Raw genomic sequence first — 17,731 nt, 5'->3', positions numbered from 1 at the left:
ATGAATGGGGTTTGATAGAGAATTTTTCAGGAGATGCGTGTGAAAACTGAACGCGGTTGGGTCGGTATAATATGCTGCTTTTTACTTTTTATAGTGGTCTTTTTTTCACTCGTCCTGCACGTCAAGGGCGCATTTCGCGCATCCGGAAATCCTGAACTCGGCCTGCTGTTTTTTATTATTCCAGGCGCCGTGTCCAGCTTTATCTCTCCGCGTCGTCGGGTGATGTTGCCGCTGGTGGGGGCGATTCTTGCCGCACCGCTGTGCCTGCTGCTGACGCGACTGTTTCTCGAGAATCACGGTTCTTTCTGGCAGGAGCTGGCGTGGTTGTTCAGCGCTATCTTCTGGTGTGCGCTCGGCGCGCTGTGCTATCTGTTCGTCAGTTCGTTGCTGCACGACAAACGCCGGGAAAACAAACGCCCGCTGTAGGGCGGGCGTCGTGTCACGTCTCGTTAAGCGAATCAGGCAAACAGGCCCAGGTTCTCTTTCGCCCACGCTTCAAAATCGGTGCAGCCGCCGATGTGTTTCTGATCGACAAAAATCTGCGGCACGGTTTCAACCGGTTTACCCACCGTTTTTTCCAGATCGGCTTTGCTGATGCCTTCTGCGTGAATATCCACGTAACGGTAGTTAAAATCGTCGCGCTCCTGAGTCAGTTTCTCCGCCAGCTCTTTTGCACGAACGCAATAAGGGCAGCCCGGACGACCAAAAATTACGGTAAACATAGTGTCTCTCCTCAAACGAGCGGAATAATCAATGTGCCTGTCGGCGAATGGCGCTTATCATGCCGCGCCGGACGCGCGGGGGAAAGAAGGTTCTGCCTGTTGTTCTGATTCATCAAGGCTATGTTTGGCTAATTATTTTTCCCCGCTTACCGTTATACTCGAGCTGAATTGGCTATCAAAATACGCGACAGGTTCACAGGAGGAGAGGCATGCGTTCGCTGGGAGCACTACCGAAAAGCGTTTTAATTCTGGAGACCATCGGCATGATTGTGCTGGCGGTGGCATGGCTGTCGCTGAATCAGTACGTCACGCTGCCTGCGCCGTTCGCCAGCCCGCTGGCGGCGGTGGTGATGATCTTCGTGGGAATTGCGCTGATGCTGCCTGCCGCTGGCGTGCTGTTCCTCGGTATTGCCCGCGCCGTAGCGCCGCAACTGATGAATCCTGGCCAGTCGCGAAAAAAGGAAAACAAAGATGACACCGACCATTGAGGTATTGCTTAACCATCGCTCCATTCGTCAATTCACCGACGAACCGATTCGCGACGATCAGCGTCAGGCGATTATCGCCAGCGCCCAGGCAACGTCCAGCTCGAGCTTTTTGCAGTGTACATCGATTATTCGCATTACCGATAAGGCGATGCGCGAGCAGCTGGTCGGCCTGACCGGCGGGCAGCAGCACGTGGCGCAGGCGGCAGAATTCTGGGTATTCTGCGCCGATTTTAACCGTCATCTACAGATTTTCCCTGATGCGCAGCTGGGCCTGGCGGAACAACTGCTGTTGGGCGTAGTGGATACCGCGCTGATGGCGCAAAATGCGCTGACCGCGGCGGAGTCGCTGGGACTGGGGGGCGTGTATATCGGCGGGTTGCGTAATAACATCGAAACCGTGACCGAGCTGCTGGCGCTGCCAAAGCACGTGCTGCCGCTGTTTGGTCTGTGCCTGGGCTGGCCGGCAAGCCATCCGGATCTCAAGCCGCGTCTACCTGCCACGCTGTTGGTGCATGAAAACCATTACCAACCGATGGATCGCGAAGTGCTGGCGCAGTACGACGAACAGCTGGCGCAGTATTATCTGTCGCGCAGCACCAACGCGCGCCGTGATACCTGGAGCGACCATATTCGCCGTACGTTGGTGAAAGAAAGTCGACCGTTTATTCTTGACTATCTCCACAAGCAGGGCTGGGCGACACGCTAAAGCATGCGTCACCCGAAGGCCCGATAAGCGCAACGCTATCGGGCTGAATCTTTGTCAGGGCGCATACATTCGGCCAGGGGAAAGCGGTATGCTACGTCGGCTTTTTTTACGGTCTTTTTGGAGAGGTAAAGGGTGAAAATCGCCATTTTATCCCGGGATGGAACGCTCTACTCGTGCAAACGTCTGCGCGAGGCCGCCCTTCGCCGTGGCCACATCGTCGAGATCCTCGACCCGCTTTCGTGCTACATGAATATCAATCCGTCGGCATCGTCTATTCATTATAAAGGGCGCCAGCTGCCGCATTATGACGCGGTGATCCCGCGTATCGGCTCGGCTATCACTTACTACGGCATGGCGGCGCTGCGTCAGTTTGAAATGTTGGGCAGCTACCCGCTCAACGAATCGGTAGCGATTACCCGCGCCCGTGACAAGCTGCGTTCGCTCCAGCTGCTGGCGCGCCAGGGCATCGATCTTCCGGTGACCGGTATTGCCCATTCGCCGGACGATACCAGCGATCTTATCGACATGGTCGGCGGCGCGCCGCTGGTGGTCAAGCTGGTGGAAGGGACGCAGGGAATCGGCGTGGTGCTGGCCGAAACGCGACAGGCGGCGGAGAGCGTGATTGACGCCTTTCGCGGGCTGAACGCGCATATCCTGGTGCAGGAATACATCAAAGAGGCCAAAGGGCGCGATATTCGCTGCCTGGTGGTGGGCAATCAGGTGGTGGCGGCAATTGAGCGACGGGCGAAGGAGGGCGATTTTCGCTCCAACCTGCATCGCGGCGGTGTCGCCACGGTGGCCGACATTACTCACGCCGAGCGCGAGATTGCGATTAAGGCGGCTCAAACCCTGGGCCTTGATGTAGCCGGTGTGGATATCCTGCGCGCAGCGCGCGGACCGCTGGTGATGGAAGTGAACGCCTCGCCGGGGCTGGAAGGGGTGGAAACCACGACCGGTATCGATATTGCCGGAAAAATGATCGCGTGGATCGAGCAGCAGGCACATCCTGGATTTTGCCTGAAAATCGGTGGTTAGTGCGGCTTTCATGGTATGTGACGGATTTAACGGGTAACCCGCTGAACTGTAACGGATTACCCTGTCATTACTGCCGTATGGGGCATGTGTGGGGCATAATCAGACAGCTGCTTATTCAGTATCTCGACCTGAAGAGCATTGTTGTCCGGCATCCATGCTCCATATACCTGAAACACCATTTGCGCATCAGCGTGGCCCATTTGGGCCGCGATGAAGCTCGGGTTTGCTCCTACTGACAACGACCAACATGCATATGTGTGGCGCGACTGGTACGCCTTGCGATGCCTTATCCCTGCGCGCCGCATTGCTGCATCCCATACGTTGCTGATAGAATTTACCGAGAAGCAGTCACCGGCCCTGTGGGTTTTGTCGTTAAGTTTTGGGTTAAAGACAAAGGTGCAGGGCTGCGTAATGCTATGACCATACTCTCTGGTCATAACTTTAATCTGGTGCTGCTTGCCCAAGCGTGTCAGTTCTGCCTGGTCTTTCAGTGCATCTATCGCCGGTTGAATAAGGTGGATCACCCTGTCTGTACTCGCCAAAGTTTTTGGCAGGGTGAACTCATTCAGTTTTGTCCTGTTTCGCCTCACCATCAGCGTCCCTTTCTTCAGGTCGATATCTTCCCAGGCCAGCCCACAAAGTTCCCCGTGTCGCATTCCGGTATACACGGCCAGCGCCCAGAGGTTTTTATGTTGCCGCTGAAAGCATGCATCGATTAACCGGATAAACTCATCCTTCGTCAGTGGGTCTGGCGGCTGCCGAGACCGTTTAAGCAGCGGAACGGAGCTGAACGGATTTTTCTCGATATAGCCATTATCCACGGCGAACTTAAATACTCCGGACATTATGACCATATAGTAATTCACCGTAGATACTCGACGCCCTTTTGCTATGGTCTTTTTCCCATCAGCAGGGGAGTGATAGCCGGTCATCAAGTCCTTACGGGCAACCAGTACATCTTCCTGCGTGATATCCGCTACCAGACGATGGCCTCCAAGTCGCGCTACCATTTGTTTAAGTACGGACTCATAGCGGCCAAGGGTGCTGCTGGCGATCTCCATTTCCTTCAGAGAAAGCCATTTCTCCGTCAGGTCCGCGACCGTTACATCCTGTGGGGCGATCCCGAATGTGCGCAGGTTCGGCGAATCTGGAAACCTCTCCGCGTAATCAAAATTCCCCATCTTGATCGAGAAGCAAACTGCCGTGCGCAACTCGCCTGCGATCTTTCTATTCTTAATCGTGTCAGGGACACCGAGGCTTTCCCTGACACGCTTACCTTTGTAGCTAAACCAGATGCGCAAAGTGCCACCGTGGTTTTCGACGCCTGTTGGATAAGTAACTTTATCCATTGATTCCTCCAGACGCCCAAGAGCGATATGAGCTTACCTTTTTCATGGCTCTAAATCATCCCGGTTGCTTGTTTCTCAGTGACGCGACCCATGAATCAACTGCTTTTCTGTTGTACATGCACTCGCTAGACGGTTTTGGGGTGCCGTCTGGTGAGACGTGTATATACTCCCGGCCAACCATCCAGCATTCTTTTCTGGCCCGGAGGATGGTTCCAGGTTTGAGCCCGGTGACAGCGATAAGAACGCTTTCGCAAACCCACTCATTCGGGGCGAGTTGGATAACATTGGTCATAATTATTTCTCCAAATAAACCGGCTGCACCCGGTGGAATATTTAGCGTTTGCTGGTGGTTGTGGTGTCCAAAACTTCTGGATCCGGCGACGCTCTGAATAGTGGCCCCGGAGCAACATCAAATCGACGCCAGCGGATATCACAGGTTCTCTCTTCGTTAGGTGATGACCACGGCACTACGTCAGCAACGGGTTCTGTTGCATCTTTCCGGCGCTCCCGTAACTCTTTCAGGGCCGCCAGCTGGCGCGGATAAAGCCCGTAGCGCTCAAGGCCCCATATGAGGTGATCGAGTTCATCGCCGCCAACCGGCTCCGCTGCTTTCCGGCGTTCCTGAAGCTCTCGCAGCGCCATCAACTCAATATTCTCCGGGTATTCGTAATCTCCACCCCAAAAATCACGGCTGGCTGAACGGCGGTCTTCAATCTCGTTAATGCGGCGTTTGATTTTTTCGTCTGTTAACTGGTTATTGGTCATTTAATCAATCTCCCCACCAGTGATTTCAGCCCGGTACGCCTTCACACACTCAGCGCGGTGCTGCCTCATTTGGTCGTCGGCCTTATACAGCTTTCCGCACGCCAGGCCGCGTGAATGCCCCTCGTCGTATCCGCGCTGGAAGTGTTCGCCTACATCTGGCGGTTGCGGTGCTGTCAGCGCTGCCAGTCTGCGCTCAGCTAATTCCGCGCGAGCATCAAGCGTCACGTTAGCGGCGCAGAGTTTTTGCTCCGCTCCTTCCAGCTCGGCGATGCGCAGGCGTTGCGCGGTAACTTCATCGAATAGTGCACAGGCGATATTCCCCTGCTGAGTAGCCAGTTTCTTCGCCTTTTCCAGCGCCTCTACCAGCGCCAGGATGTTATCTGGCACGCACACACGGAAGAACTGCTCATCAGCAGTACCATTATCCCCAACGAAACCGTATTCCATGTTTTTGTGGTCGGTGCGCAGGACCAGGGAGCCGTCATCACCTCGGCATTCATACTTAATGCTCCCGCTACCATCAATCCGATCGCCAATACGGCCCGGCGTCGCTTTCTCTGCTGCCGCTTTAACGGTCGCCATCAGTGCGGTGATATCGTTCATTGGGCTGACTCCTTCACAAAGATGATCCAGTGGGTTTTGTCGTTTTTTCCGGTACGCTGGCCAATCGCTGGTTTCTCGTCAGTGAGCGCGAGAATCTGGCTGACAGGGATCTGCGTTTCGTTCCATTTGAAAATGAGCACACCGTGTGGCCGCAATACGCGAAATGCCTCTTTGAACCCGGCGCGAATGTCAGCACGCCATGTTTTTTTGTTCAGCCGCCCGTACTTTTTGCCCATCCACGCGGTCTGGCCTACACGTTCCAGGTGTGGAGGGTCAAACACAACAACCGGGAATGATGCATCGGCGAACGGCAGCGCACGGAAGTCAGCAACGAGGTCAGGACTGATAACCAGACGGCGGCCGTCGCACAGCTTGTGCTCTTCAACTCGAATGTCGGCAAACACAGCGCGGGTGTCGTGCTTGTTGAACCAGAACATGCGGGAACCGCAGCACACATCCAGAATCGAGGCTTCGCTCATTTCGTTTTCACTCCCCAGTACGTCTTACACTGCATGCAGCGGCCCTGATAAAGCTCTTTGCCATCGACGTTATAGACCTTCATGAATCCGTAGTGCTGTTCCCACTCCAGCGAGCCTTTGCACTTAGGGCAGTTCGTAGTGCCTGCTTTGAGATAACGTGGCTTGGTCATTGTGCTGCTCCCTGCCGTAGTTGCTCTATTTCAGCCCTGGCAGTCACCAGTTGATCCATAGCCTCAGTCAGTGCCACGAATGTTGTATCAAGGCGGCAGGCTACTTCACGCATAACCTGGCCTTGTGCTGGTGGCAGTCCTGCAACTGATGCATGCGCCTCAGCCACGAGCTCTTTTACTTTCAGGCGGCGCATTTGCTGTTCTCCATCAGCTCATTGAAGCGGTTCATAAAGAGGCCATAAGCCTGACCAGGGCGTAGTGGTATGATCTGAATAAGGTCAGAGCAGGGGATACCTTCCAGAATGTCCCATTTCGATCCGTCGTCGATTTCCAGATCGCGGCGCTCAGTTGCCAGCAAAACTAGATCCGCATATTTCACAACGGAAGCCTGTTCGAGTTGGATGCCGTATTTGAAGCGGATCAGGCCATCAACATGCGTCTCGATACGGCGGTAATCTGGCAGCAGTGCTTTCAGAGGCGCCGGAATATCCTGGCAATATGCCTCTGCGGCATCATGCATCAGCGCTTCGAAGGCGAATTCTGGCGGGACAATCTGGCTTACCAGTACAGAGTGCTGGGCCACGCTGTAGAACTCTGGCAGGTGCCCGGCAAACCGGCAAATGTGGGAAAGGGCGGTCGCGATATCTTCAATATCGATATCGTCGATAGTGGCATTCTGGTAGTTAAATTTTTTACCGGATAATGTCTGAATGTAGCTCATTGTTTTCTCCATATTGGCGCGCTGCACCGCGCAGATTTTGGTTGCACGAATTCCTCGCCGGGTGGCGATAATTAACGGAATTACGCTTCACTAATAACCCCCGCCGCCGGGGGTTATTAAGGCAGGGCAATTACACGCTGAATTTACCAATAAAGGTTTCTACCGGCTCACCGTCGAATTTGCTGATCAGCAGATCGCGGAATTCGTTGGCGATAGCTTCTTCTTGGGCTTCCAGCTGCACGATACGCAGGACGAAACACGGCTCCCCACTTTTGAGCAGGCTATTGCGAAGGCTGAATGCGCGTTCACCCAACCCTTCATACGGTACGCACTTAAATTCGAATGCCACCGGCATAACGTCTTTGCTGCTGGCCTCAATGCTCTGCATCAGCGATTTTTTACCGGCGAAATCACCATCTTCGTGATCGGACTGAGTGGCCTGCTGGATGGTTACGCGGCGAACGGCTTGTGCGGCCTGCGTGATCTGCATGGTGTTGCCGTCGGCGTCGAATGCCAGCAGGAAATCTTTCCAGTCTTCCAGCCATTCGGCGATCAGCTTCTGGCTCAGTCGCTCACCATTAACAGCCAGCAGTGCGCGGAAAGGTGCTGTCTTTTTCAGACCGATCTGCGCGATGTTGTCCGCATGCCCTGGGTTAGCCAGCGTGCCGATGTTGAAGATCGAACGGGCGCGCATGTTATCGGCATCAATGAAGCAGCGTGCCGGTGTTTCGGCGCTGGCGTAGCCGGTAGAGTAGCGGGCGAAGTCGTCAATACTGGTGGTTTCCATCACGCCACGGAAGCGGAAACGCTCCAGGCCAAAGCGCTCCAGGCTTTCAATACTGGCGTTATCAGGCAGGACGGCGGCCGGGCATGCGGTCTCGCGCACCTTATCCAGAGAGAAAGCTGAAAGGGTAAGTTTCTGAACGTCCTGGATCGCGCCGCTATTAAGCTGGGTCATAACAATTCCTTAAAAGTAGATGTAGAAAAACTAAATCGATGGTCGGTCAATCGCGGCTTACTTCGCCGCGCGCAGCTTTGCGTCAGGGTCACCAGCAAGGGTGAACAGGTTGCCCTGATCTTCCTGCAGGATGGTGAGTTTGCCGCCTTTGTTGACCCACATCGGTGTTTCGGTGGTGTCCTCTTCGGTGGCCTTGCCGCGCGGTGTCGGCGTGACATACTGAAGCTTGTGCTTAATTTTTACGCGCTTCTCTTCGACGGAATTACCCATACGTTCAAAGTCAAAGGTCAGTGTGACCTTGCCTTTGTTGCCGTTGTTCAGAACTCCGAGGGCGGTGTTGTTGAGCGCCGCTGCGATTTTGTTCATGAACACGCCGGCATCCAGTTCGCCCAGGAATTCGGGCACTACGGTCATGCGATCATTACTCATGGTCACCTCATTGTGACGGCTGCCACCGTCAGTAAGTTTTCTCCATACACAAAGTTGTGGCGGTGGTGCCTCCACCTGCCGGGTCGGCCATTCCCGGCGACGTAACACCTCAAGAATCGCATTCATTTTTAAAGTGAATGATTGGGAGCCTCGTCACGTGCGCATAGCCGCATTACCACAACTGGAAGCGCACTCCGCTGTTTTCACACCTGTCACCCATAACTGGCAGAAAGGAGTGCGCTTTCATGTTGTGTGCCTTAAAAAAACTGGCGGTGACCGCGGACATAAGGGAAAACACGGGCCGCCAGAACGTTGATATAAGGCATATATCTGTAACAGAGCCGCTACCGTGGATGTAGCATGCTGCTGGTGTGATTAATGTAGGATAACTTACAAAGAAAGGTCAAGTGAAAATGTTGGATAACTTACATTGAGGGGCGAAAAAAAACCGGGTGGCCCGGTTTTCTTATAAATCCATTATTACCTGTCTTACTAACCCGACCAATCTACAGTTGCCGTTAACCTCAAGCATTCTGTAATTGGGGTTGAGAGGTACAAGATATTTTAACGGCCCATCAATGACGAACTTTTTAATGGTAGCTTCGTCGCTACCCATTAACTGGGCAATGACAATTTTTCCGTTAGCCTGACTAGCGTCTCCAAAGTCAGGTTCAACGACAACGATGGAGCCCTCAGGAATACTTGGCGCACCATTCGGATTGGTCATTGAGTCCCCGCGTACTATGAGCGCGAATGCGCTCTCTGATACCGCGGCAGAAGTATAAACCCAGTCTTGAATATCGCTTTCAGTAATAGCGCCGCTATTTGCTGTCCATTCACCAGCCTGTACCCAAGTCAGAACAGGAACTGATCTGATACCGAATCTTTGCTCCGGGTTCATGGTTGGAGGTTGTAAGCTTCCATCATCTTTCCCGTCAAGCAGCCACTGCGGCGTCTTTTCCAGAGCAGCAGCAAGTGCCTGAAGGTTCTCACCACCAGGTTTGTAGTCACCGGATTCCCAGCCGGTGATGGTGACGCGGTTTACCCCGACAAGCTTCGCCAGGACAGATTGCGTCATCTTCAGCTCTTTGCGTCTGCTTCGGATTCGATCATTCATTTTCATGTAGGCAATCCTACCACCTTTCGATGTAGGAATGCTTGACCGCGTAATGTAAGATATCCTACTATAAACACACTGCATTACCTAACTCCAGAGGACAAAATGAAAAAAAATGATGTTATTTCTTACTTCGGCGGTGTGGGGAAAACCGCTAAGGCGCTGAATATCTCTCATGCATCAGTGTCGGGCTGGGATGAGGTTATCCCGAAAGGGCGCGCATTCGAGATTCAGGCACTGACGAAAGGAGATTTGAAGGTTGACCAATCACTCTATGAAAAGCGTAGCCATTCAGCCGCGTGAAAGAAACCACAGAAACAAGGGGTTAACCGTGGGTAACGAACCTATTTGGAAAGTCGAACGTCAGCCTGCATGGCTGGTGGCCGCAATTAAAAAAACGATTACCGACCTTCCTGGTGGATATGTTGAGGCGGCGGAATGGCTGGGTACGACTGAAAACGCATTGTTTAACCGCCTGCGTACAGAAGGGGACCAGATCTTCCCGCTGGGATGGGCGATGGTGCTGCAGCGTGCTGGTGGCTCAAATCATATCGCTGACGCCGTTGCACGTCACTCACAGGGCGTATTCGTACCGCTGGCTGATGTTGATGAAGTGGATAACGCCGACATTAACCAGCGCCTGATGGAGTCCATCGAGTGGATCGGCCGCCATTCTAACTTTGTGCGTAAAGCCACTGCCGATGGGGTCATTGACGCAGAAGAACGCGCCCAGATTGAGGAGAACAGCTATCAGGTGATCGCTAAGTTTCAGGAGCACATCACTCTGCTTTATCGAGTTTTCTGTGTCGCTGAAAAGAGTGACGCCCGCGAGTGTGCAGCTCCGGGCGCCTTGGCGAACAACTCTTCGTGTATGGAGAAATAATCCGCATGACCAGTTTAACGGCTTTTAACCGTTTACCGCAACTCAGGATGATCCCGGTGCCGGGCACTCCGTTGTTTCGGTATGAACGCAGAGTATCAAACCGCTGGGTGCCGTGTAACCACAGTCGGGCGGTCTCAATTGTGGGGGTGTACTACCGGAGGGCAAAACGCTTATGCGCGAACTTAACCGGCGGTTCAGGGACCACCGCGGCATACCAGTCCGAGTTATCCGCTGGGAGCCAGAAACACAACGCGTTATCTACTTGCGCGATGGCTACCCGCACGAGTGCTTCAGCCCACTCGAACTGTTTCGCCAAAAGTTCAGAGAAATAAGGGACGATCATGAGCACTAAATTAACCGGCTACGTATGGGATGGATGCGCGGCGTCGGGCATGAAGCTGTCGAGTGTGGCAATTATGGCGCGCTTGGCAGACTTCAGCAGCGACGAGGGCGTGTGCTGGCCGTCGATTGAGACCATCGCTCGCCAGCTTGGTGCCGGGCCTAGCACCATCAGAACGGCAATCGCGAAGCTTGAAAAAGAGGGCTGGCTTACCCGTACCCAGCGCCGTAATGGCAACCGCAATGCTTCGAACGTGTACCGCCTGAATGTGGCGAAACTTCAAGCGGCTGCCTTTTCTCAACTGTCAGATTCTGACACGTCAAAATCTGACGCATCAAAATTTGACGCCTCAAAATCTGACCCGTCGAAATCCGGCAAAAACGGTGGTTTTGACCCGTCAGAATCTGGCGGGGATCCGTCAGTAAAATCAACTACAGATCCACAAGTAACTACTAAAACCCCTTGTCAGGTTGCTGAGCAACCCGACCCGGAAGTTGTAATTACTGATCAGGCCAAGATTGTTCTGGCTCATCTGAACCAGACAACCGGTTCACGCTACCAGGTTTGCAGCTCATCACTGGAAAACATCCGCGCTCGGCTGCGGGAAAAATTCTCGGTTGAGGATCTGTGCCTGGTGGTGGACTACAAAACTGCCGACTGGCGCGAGACTGATCAAGCGCAGTATCTCCGCCCGGCAACTTTGTTCATCCCGAAAAACTTCCCAGGGTATCTCCAGAGCGCGACGAACTGGTCCGCTGCTGGGCGACCAGAACGCGTGAACGGCAAATGGGCCACCAGCCCGGCTAACCGCGCGAGCTTCCAGAAAGTTGACTATTCACTGCCAGAGAACACGGGGTTCCGTTCATGATGACGAATGCTTACAGCCAGGCGCTGGCGGAAATGCGCAGCAAACGCGCGCACAAGTTGAAGGAAGTTGGCGATCAGTGGCGTACCCCGGATCTGCTGTTTTGGGGCATTAATGCAATGTTTGGCCCGTTAGTTCTCGATCTGTTTGCTGATGACGATAACGCGAAGTGCCCAGCATGGTACACCGCGGAAGATAACGCATTAACGCAGGACTGGTCCGTTCGTCTGCTGGAGCTCGGCGGCGCCGGGTACGGTAACCCGCCATACAGCCGCTCGCAGTACCACGAAAAGCAAGCTATCACCGGCATGCGTCACATCATTGCGCACACACTGGCAATGAGAGAGCAGGGCGGACGCTATGTCTTTTTGATTAAAGCGGCAACGGGTGAAGTGTGGTGGCCCGAAGACGCTGATCATGTCGCCTTTATTCGTGGGCGCATCAGTTTTGATTTGCCCGTGTGGTACCGCCAGGAGGAAGGCCAGCCATCTGAGTCTTCAGCGGGGTTCAGTGCTGCCATCGCTGTATTCGATAAATCATGGCGTGGAGAACGTTTTAGCTACATCAGCCGCGCGGCGCTGGAAGAGAAAGGGCAGGCATTTATGTCGCTGGCCACGTTTGCCGCCGGTAAAGCGCAACCACCAGCAGCGCAACAAAATGAAACGCCTGCTCCCGCGCCGCTATCACTGCCGGAAGTTGAATCGCGCGTCTGGCCGCTGGAAGTTGGTCTGGTATTTGACCAGGTTGAAGGCTCTGACGCCCTGGCGCCACAGCAGCAAAATAAGCTTAAGGCCCACATCAACCAGCTCTGGCTGGAGCGTATGCCTACGCCAGAAATTATCGCCGTCGCGAGCGGCCTGGCTGTAAGCATGGGGGTGGCCTGTGCGTGAGATTATCGTTGATAACTTTGCTGGTGGTGGCGGTGCTTCAACTGGTATTGAGCTGGCGATCGGGCGCAGCGTGGACATCGCCATCAATCACGACGAGAACGCCATTGCAATGCACAAGACGAACCACCCGGACACGCTGCATTACTGCGAATCGGTGTTTGATGTGGATCCTGTAGCCGCTACCGGCGGTAATCCTGTCGGCCTGGCATGGTTTAGCCCAGACTGCCGACACTTCTCGAAGGCCAAAGGCGCAAAGCCTGTGAAGAAGGAAATTCGTGGGCTGGCGTGGATTGTCCTGCGCTGGGCGCTGGCTAAGCGACCGAGAGTGATGATGCTGGAGAACGTTGAAGAGTTTAAAACGTGGGGGCCGCTGCTGGAGGATGAAATGCGTCCTGATCCAGCTCGTACCGGGGAAACCTTCGCGGCCTTTGTTGGCATGCTTTCCACAGGCATCGCGGCGGATCATCCTGCACTGGCTGAGGTCTGCGAATTTCTCGCTATTGAGCCAGGCAGCACGCAGGCCCAACTGCTGGTGGAAGGGCTCGGTTATACCGTCGATTTCCGAGAGCTGCGCGCATGTGACTACGGTGCGCCGACAATCAGAAAGCGTTTCTTCATGGTGATGCGCTGTGATGGGCATGCTATTGAGTGGCCTGCAGCTACCCATGGAGATCCAAAATCACTGGAAGTGCAGAGCGGAAAGCTGGCGCCATGGCGCACCGCTGCGGAGTGTATCGACTGGAATATCCCGGCGCTGTCTATCTTCGACCGCAAAAAGCCACTGGCAGAGAATACGCTGAAGCGGATCGCGCGCGGTATCCAGCGCTTTGTTATCGAAAGTGCATCGCCGTTCATCGTGAAGTGCAACCACACCAGCACCAAAACGAGTTACGACTGTTTCCGTGGGCAGGCTCTGGAAGAACCGCTCCAGACCATCACTAAAACTCACGGTTATGCTGTCGCCGTCCCACATCTGACGAAGTTCCGTACCGGCGCAACCGGCCAGCCTGTTACTGAACCGGTACCGACGGTTACCGCTGGCACGTCATCGCGGCCTGGCGGGAATGGGCATGCTCTCGGGGTGGTTGAGGCGGCGCTGACCCCGTTCCTGGCTGGAAACGGAGGCAGTGAGTACCAGGCGAAGCCGCGCCCGGTGGATAAACCTGCGCATACCATCCTGAAAGAGTCCCGAGCTTGCCTCGTTGCGCCGGTTATAGCGCGTCAGTTTGGTGCCAGTGTCGGTCACCGGGCCGACGAGCCCAGCGCGACTATCACGGCAGGCGGTGGCGGCAAATCGCAACTGGTGACGCCGACGCTGATTCAGATGGGATATGGCGAACGACCCGGGCAGCAACCGCGCGTGCTGCAACTGGACAATCCGCTGGGCACCGTTACCGCCGGCGGCAATAAATTCGCGACGGTGAGCGCATTCCTTGCGAAGCACTACGGCGGGAATTACTCCGGGCCGGGCGTCGGGTTAGACGAGCCAGCACACTCGGTTACTACTGTCGATCACCATGCTGTTGTTGCTTCCCACCTTGTGAAATTGCGCGGGACTTGCCGCGATGGGCAGCGCCTCGACGAACCGATGCCGACCATCACCGCTGGAGGCCAGCACGTCGGGGAAGTCCGGACTTTCCTGGAAACGTATTGTGGGGAAAGTGCAGATGAATGGCTGGTGACCATCGAAGGGGTGAAATACCAAATCGTTGATATCGGTATGCGCATGCTGCAACCGCATGAGCTGTATAAAGCCCAGGGCTTCCCTGATGGCTACGTTATCGATCAGGACTACCGCGGGCACCGCTACGCCAAAGACAAACAGGTAGCCCGCTGCGGGAACGCCGTGCCGCCGCCGTTCGCCGAGGCGCTGGTGCGCGCAAACTTACCAGAGCTCTGCGTGAGCAAAGAGGAAATCGCCGCATGATGACTTTAACCACACGCCAGCAGCACGTTCTGGATCTTCTGGTGGCATACCAGCGCGAGCATGGTTTCCCACCTACTAACTTCGAACTGGCGGGGCTGCTGGGATGCAGCTCTCCCAACGCTGCGGCGGATCACCTCCGCGCGCTGGAGAAAAAGGGGGCTATCTCTATCACTCGCGGTGTTTCCCGCGGGATCTCCATTACTCAAGCAAAGCCAGAGAACAATGCCGGGCAGGGCATGAAGCTTGTACTGCCATTCCCTCCAAGCGTTAACACCTACTGGCGCGCCCCTAACAAGGGGCCGCTGGCTGGTCGCCATATGGTTAGCGCCGACGGTCGCAAATACCAGAGCGCGGCGTGTGCGGCAATCATCGAGCAGCTTCGCCGCCTCCCTAAACCGTCAGCAGAGCTGGCTGCCGTCGAAATCACCCTGTACCCACCGGACGTGCGCCGCCGTGATCTGGACAACTACAACAAAGCGCTATTTGACGCGCTGACGCATGCAGGTGTCTGGGAGGACGACAGCCAGGTGAAGCGCATGCTGGTGGAATGGGGGCCAGTAGTACCGAAAGGACGAGTAGAAATAACGATCAGCAAATACGAACCGGCGGGTGCAGCCGCCTGATATGGAGAAATGTATGAACCAGTTAATCGTTAATGGTGTGGTCACGATGTCCAGCCGCGAGATTGCGGATCTGGTCCAGAGCAAACACGGTGATGTGAAACGTTCTGCTGAGCGCCTTGTGGCTGCGGGGATTTTAACCGCGCCATTGGCGCAGTTCGATTTTGAGCATAACGGCAATATTTACCAGGAGTACCGGTTCAATAAACGTGACTCGCTGGTGGTGGTCGCCAGGCTGTCGCCTGAATTTACCGCCGCCGTTGTCGATCGCTGGCAGGAACTGGAAGAAGGGCAGGGTATGAGCGTTCCTCGTTCATTACCGGAGGCATTGCGCCTGGCCGCCGATTTAGCTGAGCAAAAAGAACAACTGACAATCCAACTGGCCGCCGCCGCGCCGAAAGTTGAATTTGTCGATCGCTACTGCTCTGCGAAGGGGTCCATGTCGTTCCGGCAGGTGGCGAAGCTGCTTAATGCTAAGGAAACTGAATTCCGCTTATTCCTCATCGAGCACAATATCCTTTATCGGCTGGGGGGAGTGCTGACACCTATGGCGCCACACATCGCCGCTGGCCGGTTTGAGGTGAAAACGGGGACTTCCGCAACCAATAATCACGCCTTCAGCCAGGCACGGTTTACGCCAAAGGGTATCCGCTGGGTGGGCGGCCTATGGGCTGAACACATCGCTACGGGGAGTGCTGCGTGAGAGCTTTATTAACCCCGGAGATTGCCCCAAAAATGGGGATAGTCCTTTTCCGGCCTGGCCCGGAGTTAATGCCACTGTTTAAACGTGGGCGGGTTCTGCTCGAGTCCGAACCGGAATCTTATGCCCGGTTCGCTACTGGAGAACTGCCTGCAGCTTTGCAGCCATTGGCTATCGATCCGCAGATGCAGTCTGTTTTTGATAATGAACGCGTCCTGAGTGCGGCTGGCGGCCTGGTTGCGCTGGAGAATTGGCTGGAAGGAAAATTCAGCTGCCAGTGGCCGCTCAGCGACTATCACGATGGGAATTATACGACGCTCCGACACCGCCCTGGCGCGCTCCGTTTGTGCTGGCATTGCGATAACCAACTGCGTGAACAAACAACTGAGCGCATAGCAGGAATTGCCCGGGTAAACCTGGTATCCTGGATTTTATTGGCTGCCGGGCGTGACCTTGGCCTGCCACCGGAACATGTGCTGAGCCTGCCTGAATTTTGCTGGTGGATGGTAACGAAGGATTTAGCCGACATTATCCCGGAGCATCTGGCGCGCCGTGCGCTACGGATGCCAGCGGAGCCACACCAATCCGTTATGCGGGAAAGTGAAATTGTACCGGCGCTGCCCGCCACCAGCATTTTACAGAGCAAGGCACGTCTCCCGGTTGAGCAGGTGAAGCCAGTGCTGATATTGCACGCGGATCCGGAATCACCTGAATCATTCCTTCTGCGGCCTAAGCGTCGCCGTTGGGTGAATGAAGACTATACCCGTTGGGTTAAGACACAGCCTTGTGAGGGCTGCCGGCGGCCAGCAGACGACCCGCATCATATCGTTGGGCACGGTATGGGCGGCACAGCAACAAAAGCCCACGACCTCTTCGTGATCCCTCTGTGCAGAGAGTGTCACGACGAATTGCACGCCGGTGTATCGGCATTCGAACAGAAGCACGGCACTCAGTTAGAGATGCTGCTGCGTTTTCTGGATCGGGCGCTGGCGATCGGCGTAATTGCGAAAGCTTAAGTGTATGGAGCGATAAACCGCATGAATCAACAGAACCTGAATTTTGTAAGAGTCGAACTTCGCCGCGCGTTACCTCACCCCTCAGGGGCAACTAAAGGGCAGCTTGAGGCTTTCAGTGATCATCCACCAGCAGACAAAAACGCCTCACCACGCCGGGCCGTCCATCTCGTAGAACTCGAAGGGGAGAAGGGGACACGCTTTGTTAATTCGCTGGCCGCGCCACTGTATGTGCTGGAAACGCGCAGCCGCCGCAGGCCAATGCCGCCGATAAAAGATGCTGAGTTTGAATCTGCGCCGTGGCGCCGGGCTGTTTCCGCACTCAGCGAATACCAACAGGCCTGGCTGCGGTACTGCTACGGTTTCGATCTGAGCTATAAACACCAGGTGATGATGTGTGAACACGTCTGGAAGTCATATCAAAAATGCCTGGGGGAAACCTCGCTTCAGGAGCGCGTAGTTAAGAAGCTGGTCGGCCTTGTATGGCTGGCAGGACAGGAAATTGCCGCCGCCAGAAACAATGAAACCTATAAAGACTATGCCGGTGCCGCGCTGGCGCGGATGGTTAGCGTTGATCGTTCCACATGGCTGCGTGTGTACTCTGTCCATTGGGCGGGGCTAAAGGCGGCCTTTATGGATCTGGATGAACGCGCGCTGGGGGCGGCGCTGGATCTCTACGAGAGTGAAGAAGTACTTAAAGTGGTAGAAATGTGATGTAAATTTCACTATCTCCTTCAATCGCGCTTGCAAAATGCAACAAAATAAGCCATATTTGAAGCATATTTGTTATGTTGCCAAAGTTTTATAAACCCGCCCTTGAGCGGGTTTTCTTTTTAGAACTATTTGTTCATTTTGACGGCCAAAGAAGAGCCCAGTTGAATTTGTCGTCATTTGTGAAATGCATCAAATTTTTAACATTCCTTTTCGGACGATTATTTTGGTATGCCGGAC

At 54.7% G+C, this 17,731-nt stretch carries 26 protein-coding genes and 1 pseudogene; 15 read left to right on the top strand and 12 right to left on the bottom strand.

All coding sequences use genetic code 11. From position 1 onward, the window contains the following. Positions 1-39 precede the first annotated feature (39 nt). Positions 40-426 carry an inner membrane protein YbjM gene (locus NNN71_RS13790; RefSeq protein WP_163446985.1) on the top strand — a complete coding sequence of 129 codons (387 nt, stop codon included), beginning with the start codon at positions 40-42 and terminating at the stop codon, positions 424-426. Positions 427-458: 32 nt separating this feature from the next. On the opposite strand, the gene NNN71_RS13785 is transcribed toward NNN71_RS13790, so the two are convergent. Continuing rightward, positions 459-722, bottom strand: a complete 264-nt coding sequence (locus NNN71_RS13785; RefSeq protein WP_064548642.1) for a GrxA family glutaredoxin — start codon at positions 720-722, stop codon at positions 459-461. Between the two features lie 209 nt (positions 723-931). On the opposite strand from NNN71_RS13785, the gene NNN71_RS13780 reads away from it, so the two are divergent. The 3 genes from NNN71_RS13780 (at position 932) to rimK (ending at position 2,951) form a co-directional block, all read left to right on the top strand. Beyond that, entirely contained in the window at positions 932-1,210 is a 279-nt protein-coding gene (locus tag NNN71_RS13780) for a DUF1418 family protein (RefSeq protein WP_065355635.1), read from the top strand. Further along, a complete protein-coding gene (gene nfsA, locus NNN71_RS13775) occupies positions 1,194-1,916 on the top strand; it encodes an oxygen-insensitive NADPH nitroreductase (protein ID WP_167576320.1) in 723 nt (240 codons plus the stop codon). Before NNN71_RS13780 ends, nfsA begins: the two co-directional genes overlap by 17 nt. 132 nt (positions 1,917-2,048) lie before the next feature. Next, complete coding sequence (rimK, locus tag NNN71_RS13770) at positions 2,049-2,951, top strand: 30S ribosomal protein S6--L-glutamate ligase (protein WP_163446981.1); 903 nt, start codon at positions 2,049-2,051, stop codon at positions 2,949-2,951. Between the two features lie 56 nt (positions 2,952-3,007). Here rimK and NNN71_RS13765 read toward each other — a convergent pair whose 3' ends face one another. From NNN71_RS13765 to NNN71_RS13715, 11 genes are all read right to left on the bottom strand, one after another. Further along, positions 3,008-4,300: a tyrosine-type recombinase/integrase gene (locus NNN71_RS13765; RefSeq protein WP_271458715.1), complete on the bottom strand. Its 1,293-nt coding sequence runs from the start codon at positions 4,298-4,300 to the stop codon at positions 3,008-3,010. A 55-nt stretch (positions 4,301-4,355) separates the two neighbouring features. After that, positions 4,356-4,592, bottom strand: a complete 237-nt coding sequence (locus NNN71_RS13760; RefSeq protein WP_271458714.1) for an excisionase family protein — start codon at positions 4,590-4,592, stop codon at positions 4,356-4,358. Positions 4,593-4,633: 41 nt separating this feature from the next. After that, positions 4,634-5,065, bottom strand: coding sequence for a hypothetical protein (locus NNN71_RS13755; RefSeq protein ID WP_271458713.1), 432 nt, complete (start codon positions 5,063-5,065; stop codon positions 4,634-4,636). Further along, positions 5,066-5,668, bottom strand: coding sequence for a hypothetical protein (locus NNN71_RS13750; RefSeq protein ID WP_271458712.1), 603 nt, complete (start codon positions 5,666-5,668; stop codon positions 5,066-5,068). Continuing rightward, the gene (locus tag NNN71_RS13745) at positions 5,665-6,147 is read right to left on the bottom strand and encodes a class I SAM-dependent methyltransferase (protein WP_271458711.1); all 483 of its coding nucleotides are present in this window, start codon (positions 6,145-6,147) and stop codon (positions 5,665-5,667) included. Before NNN71_RS13745 ends, NNN71_RS13750 begins: the two co-directional genes overlap by 4 nt. Then, on the bottom strand, positions 6,144-6,317 hold the full coding sequence (locus NNN71_RS13740; RefSeq protein WP_271458710.1) for a hypothetical protein: 174 nt from the start codon (positions 6,315-6,317) through the stop codon (positions 6,144-6,146). Before NNN71_RS13740 ends, NNN71_RS13745 begins: the two co-directional genes overlap by 4 nt. Then, positions 6,314-6,511, bottom strand: a complete 198-nt coding sequence (locus NNN71_RS13735) for a hypothetical protein (RefSeq protein ID WP_271458709.1) — start codon at positions 6,509-6,511, stop codon at positions 6,314-6,316. Before NNN71_RS13735 ends, NNN71_RS13740 begins: the two co-directional genes overlap by 4 nt. Beyond that, a complete protein-coding gene (locus NNN71_RS13730; RefSeq protein ID WP_271458708.1) occupies positions 6,499-7,038 on the bottom strand; it encodes an HD family hydrolase in 540 nt (179 codons plus the stop codon). The genes NNN71_RS13735 and NNN71_RS13730 overlap by 13 nt, the downstream gene beginning before the upstream one ends. Before the next feature lie 130 nt (positions 7,039-7,168). Next, on the bottom strand, positions 7,169-7,996 hold the full coding sequence (locus NNN71_RS13725) for a YfdQ family protein (RefSeq protein WP_271458707.1): 828 nt from the start codon (positions 7,994-7,996) through the stop codon (positions 7,169-7,171). A gap of 57 nt (positions 7,997-8,053) precedes the next feature. Continuing rightward, on the bottom strand, positions 8,054-8,425 hold the full coding sequence (locus NNN71_RS13720) for a hypothetical protein (protein WP_271458706.1): 372 nt from the start codon (positions 8,423-8,425) through the stop codon (positions 8,054-8,056). A gap of 466 nt (positions 8,426-8,891) precedes the next feature. Next, entirely contained in the window at positions 8,892-9,548 is a 657-nt protein-coding gene (locus tag NNN71_RS13715; protein ID WP_271458705.1) for a LexA family protein, read from the bottom strand. A 99-nt stretch (positions 9,549-9,647) separates the two neighbouring features. Here NNN71_RS13715 and NNN71_RS13710 point away from each other — a divergent pair, with 99 nt between their 5' ends. The 11 genes and pseudogenes from NNN71_RS13710 (at position 9,648) to NNN71_RS13660 (ending at position 17,494) form a co-directional block, all read left to right on the top strand. Then, a complete protein-coding gene (locus NNN71_RS13710; protein ID WP_271458704.1) occupies positions 9,648-9,845 on the top strand; it encodes a Cro/CI family transcriptional regulator in 198 nt (65 codons plus the stop codon). Positions 9,846-9,873: 28 nt separating this feature from the next. Beyond that, a complete protein-coding gene (locus tag NNN71_RS13705; protein ID WP_271458703.1) occupies positions 9,874-10,425 on the top strand; it encodes a YmfL family putative regulatory protein in 552 nt (183 codons plus the stop codon). Between the two features lie 172 nt (positions 10,426-10,597). Continuing rightward, positions 10,598-10,777 carry a DUF4222 domain-containing protein gene (locus tag NNN71_RS13700; RefSeq protein WP_271458702.1) on the top strand — a complete coding sequence of 60 codons (180 nt, stop codon included), beginning with the start codon at positions 10,598-10,600 and terminating at the stop codon, positions 10,775-10,777. Further along, positions 10,767-11,633, top strand: coding sequence for a conserved phage C-terminal domain-containing protein (locus NNN71_RS13695; RefSeq protein WP_271458701.1), 867 nt, complete (start codon positions 10,767-10,769; stop codon positions 11,631-11,633). Before NNN71_RS13700 ends, NNN71_RS13695 begins: the two co-directional genes overlap by 11 nt. Beyond that, positions 11,633-12,520: a phage N-6-adenine-methyltransferase gene (locus NNN71_RS13690; protein WP_271458725.1), complete on the top strand. Its 888-nt coding sequence runs from the start codon at positions 11,633-11,635 to the stop codon at positions 12,518-12,520. Before NNN71_RS13695 ends, NNN71_RS13690 begins: the two co-directional genes overlap by 1 nt. Next, entirely contained in the window at positions 12,513-14,447 is a 1,935-nt protein-coding gene (locus NNN71_RS13685) for a DNA cytosine methyltransferase (RefSeq protein WP_271458700.1), read from the top strand. The genes NNN71_RS13690 and NNN71_RS13685 overlap by 8 nt, the downstream gene beginning before the upstream one ends. After that, positions 14,444-14,578, top strand: a pseudogene (locus tag NNN71_RS13680) (SOS-response repressor and protease LexA); the annotation flags it as partial. The gene NNN71_RS13685 and the pseudogene NNN71_RS13680, both read left to right, overlap by 4 nt. Positions 14,579-14,683: 105 nt before the next feature. After that, entirely contained in the window at positions 14,684-15,070 is a 387-nt protein-coding gene (locus NNN71_RS13675; RefSeq protein WP_271458724.1) for a RusA family crossover junction endodeoxyribonuclease, read from the top strand. A gap of 13 nt (positions 15,071-15,083) precedes the next feature. After that, on the top strand, positions 15,084-15,770 hold the full coding sequence (locus NNN71_RS13670; protein WP_271458699.1) for a phage antirepressor KilAC domain-containing protein: 687 nt from the start codon (positions 15,084-15,086) through the stop codon (positions 15,768-15,770). Beyond that, positions 15,767-16,783, top strand: a complete 1,017-nt coding sequence (locus NNN71_RS13665) for a DUF968 domain-containing protein (protein WP_271458698.1) — start codon at positions 15,767-15,769, stop codon at positions 16,781-16,783. The genes NNN71_RS13670 and NNN71_RS13665 overlap by 4 nt, the downstream gene beginning before the upstream one ends. Before the next feature lie 21 nt (positions 16,784-16,804). Continuing rightward, the gene (locus NNN71_RS13660; RefSeq protein ID WP_271458697.1) at positions 16,805-17,494 is read left to right on the top strand and encodes a bacteriophage antitermination protein Q; all 690 of its coding nucleotides are present in this window, start codon (positions 16,805-16,807) and stop codon (positions 17,492-17,494) included. The last annotated feature ends 237 nt before the right edge of the window (positions 17,495-17,731 follow it).

It is taken from the genome of Kluyvera sp. Awk 3, from assembly GCF_028069715.1.
In the GTDB taxonomy this organism is placed as follows: Bacteria; Pseudomonadota; Gammaproteobacteria; order Enterobacterales; family Enterobacteriaceae; genus Kluyvera; species Kluyvera georgiana_A.
Note: the sequence above shows the minus strand (reverse complement) of the source record. Positions and strands in the feature narration are given on the sequence as shown.

Coding starts and splice junctions, on each gene's coding strand:
- NNN71_RS13785 (WP_064548642.1), bottom strand. CDS start 722: ATGTTTACCGTAATTTTTGGTCGTCCGGGCTGCCCTTATTGCGTTCGT.
- NNN71_RS13780 (WP_065355635.1), top strand. CDS start 932: ATGCGTTCGCTGGGAGCACTACCGAAAAGCGTTTTAATTCTGGAGACC.
- nfsA (WP_167576320.1), top strand. CDS start 1,194: ATGACACCGACCATTGAGGTATTGCTTAACCATCGCTCCATTCGTCAA.
- NNN71_RS13765 (WP_271458715.1), bottom strand. CDS start 4,300: ATGGATAAAGTTACTTATCCAACAGGCGTCGAAAACCACGGTGGCACT.
- NNN71_RS13760 (WP_271458714.1), bottom strand. CDS start 4,592: ATGACCAATGTTATCCAACTCGCCCCGAATGAGTGGGTTTGCGAAAGC.
- NNN71_RS13755 (WP_271458713.1), bottom strand. CDS start 5,065: ATGACCAATAACCAGTTAACAGACGAAAAAATCAAACGCCGCATTAAC.
- NNN71_RS13750 (WP_271458712.1), bottom strand. CDS start 5,668: ATGAACGATATCACCGCACTGATGGCGACCGTTAAAGCGGCAGCAGAG.
- NNN71_RS13745 (WP_271458711.1), bottom strand. CDS start 6,147: ATGAGCGAAGCCTCGATTCTGGATGTGTGCTGCGGTTCCCGCATGTTC.
- NNN71_RS13740 (WP_271458710.1), bottom strand. CDS start 6,317: ATGACCAAGCCACGTTATCTCAAAGCAGGCACTACGAACTGCCCTAAG.
- NNN71_RS13735 (WP_271458709.1), bottom strand. CDS start 6,511: ATGCGCCGCCTGAAAGTAAAAGAGCTCGTGGCTGAGGCGCATGCATCA.
- NNN71_RS13730 (WP_271458708.1), bottom strand. CDS start 7,038: ATGAGCTACATTCAGACATTATCCGGTAAAAAATTTAACTACCAGAAT.
- NNN71_RS13725 (WP_271458707.1), bottom strand. CDS start 7,996: ATGACCCAGCTTAATAGCGGCGCGATCCAGGACGTTCAGAAACTTACC.
- NNN71_RS13720 (WP_271458706.1), bottom strand. CDS start 8,425: ATGAGTAATGATCGCATGACCGTAGTGCCCGAATTCCTGGGCGAACTG.
- NNN71_RS13715 (WP_271458705.1), bottom strand. CDS start 9,548: ATGAAAATGAATGATCGAATCCGAAGCAGACGCAAAGAGCTGAAGATG.
- NNN71_RS13710 (WP_271458704.1), top strand. CDS start 9,648: ATGAAAAAAAATGATGTTATTTCTTACTTCGGCGGTGTGGGGAAAACC.
- NNN71_RS13700 (WP_271458702.1), top strand. CDS start 10,598: ATGCGCGAACTTAACCGGCGGTTCAGGGACCACCGCGGCATACCAGTC.
- NNN71_RS13695 (WP_271458701.1), top strand. CDS start 10,767: ATGAGCACTAAATTAACCGGCTACGTATGGGATGGATGCGCGGCGTCG.
- NNN71_RS13690 (WP_271458725.1), top strand. CDS start 11,633: ATGACGAATGCTTACAGCCAGGCGCTGGCGGAAATGCGCAGCAAACGC.
- NNN71_RS13675 (WP_271458724.1), top strand. CDS start 14,684: ATGAAGCTTGTACTGCCATTCCCTCCAAGCGTTAACACCTACTGGCGC.
- NNN71_RS13670 (WP_271458699.1), top strand. CDS start 15,084: ATGAACCAGTTAATCGTTAATGGTGTGGTCACGATGTCCAGCCGCGAG.
- NNN71_RS13660 (WP_271458697.1), top strand. CDS start 16,805: ATGAATCAACAGAACCTGAATTTTGTAAGAGTCGAACTTCGCCGCGCG.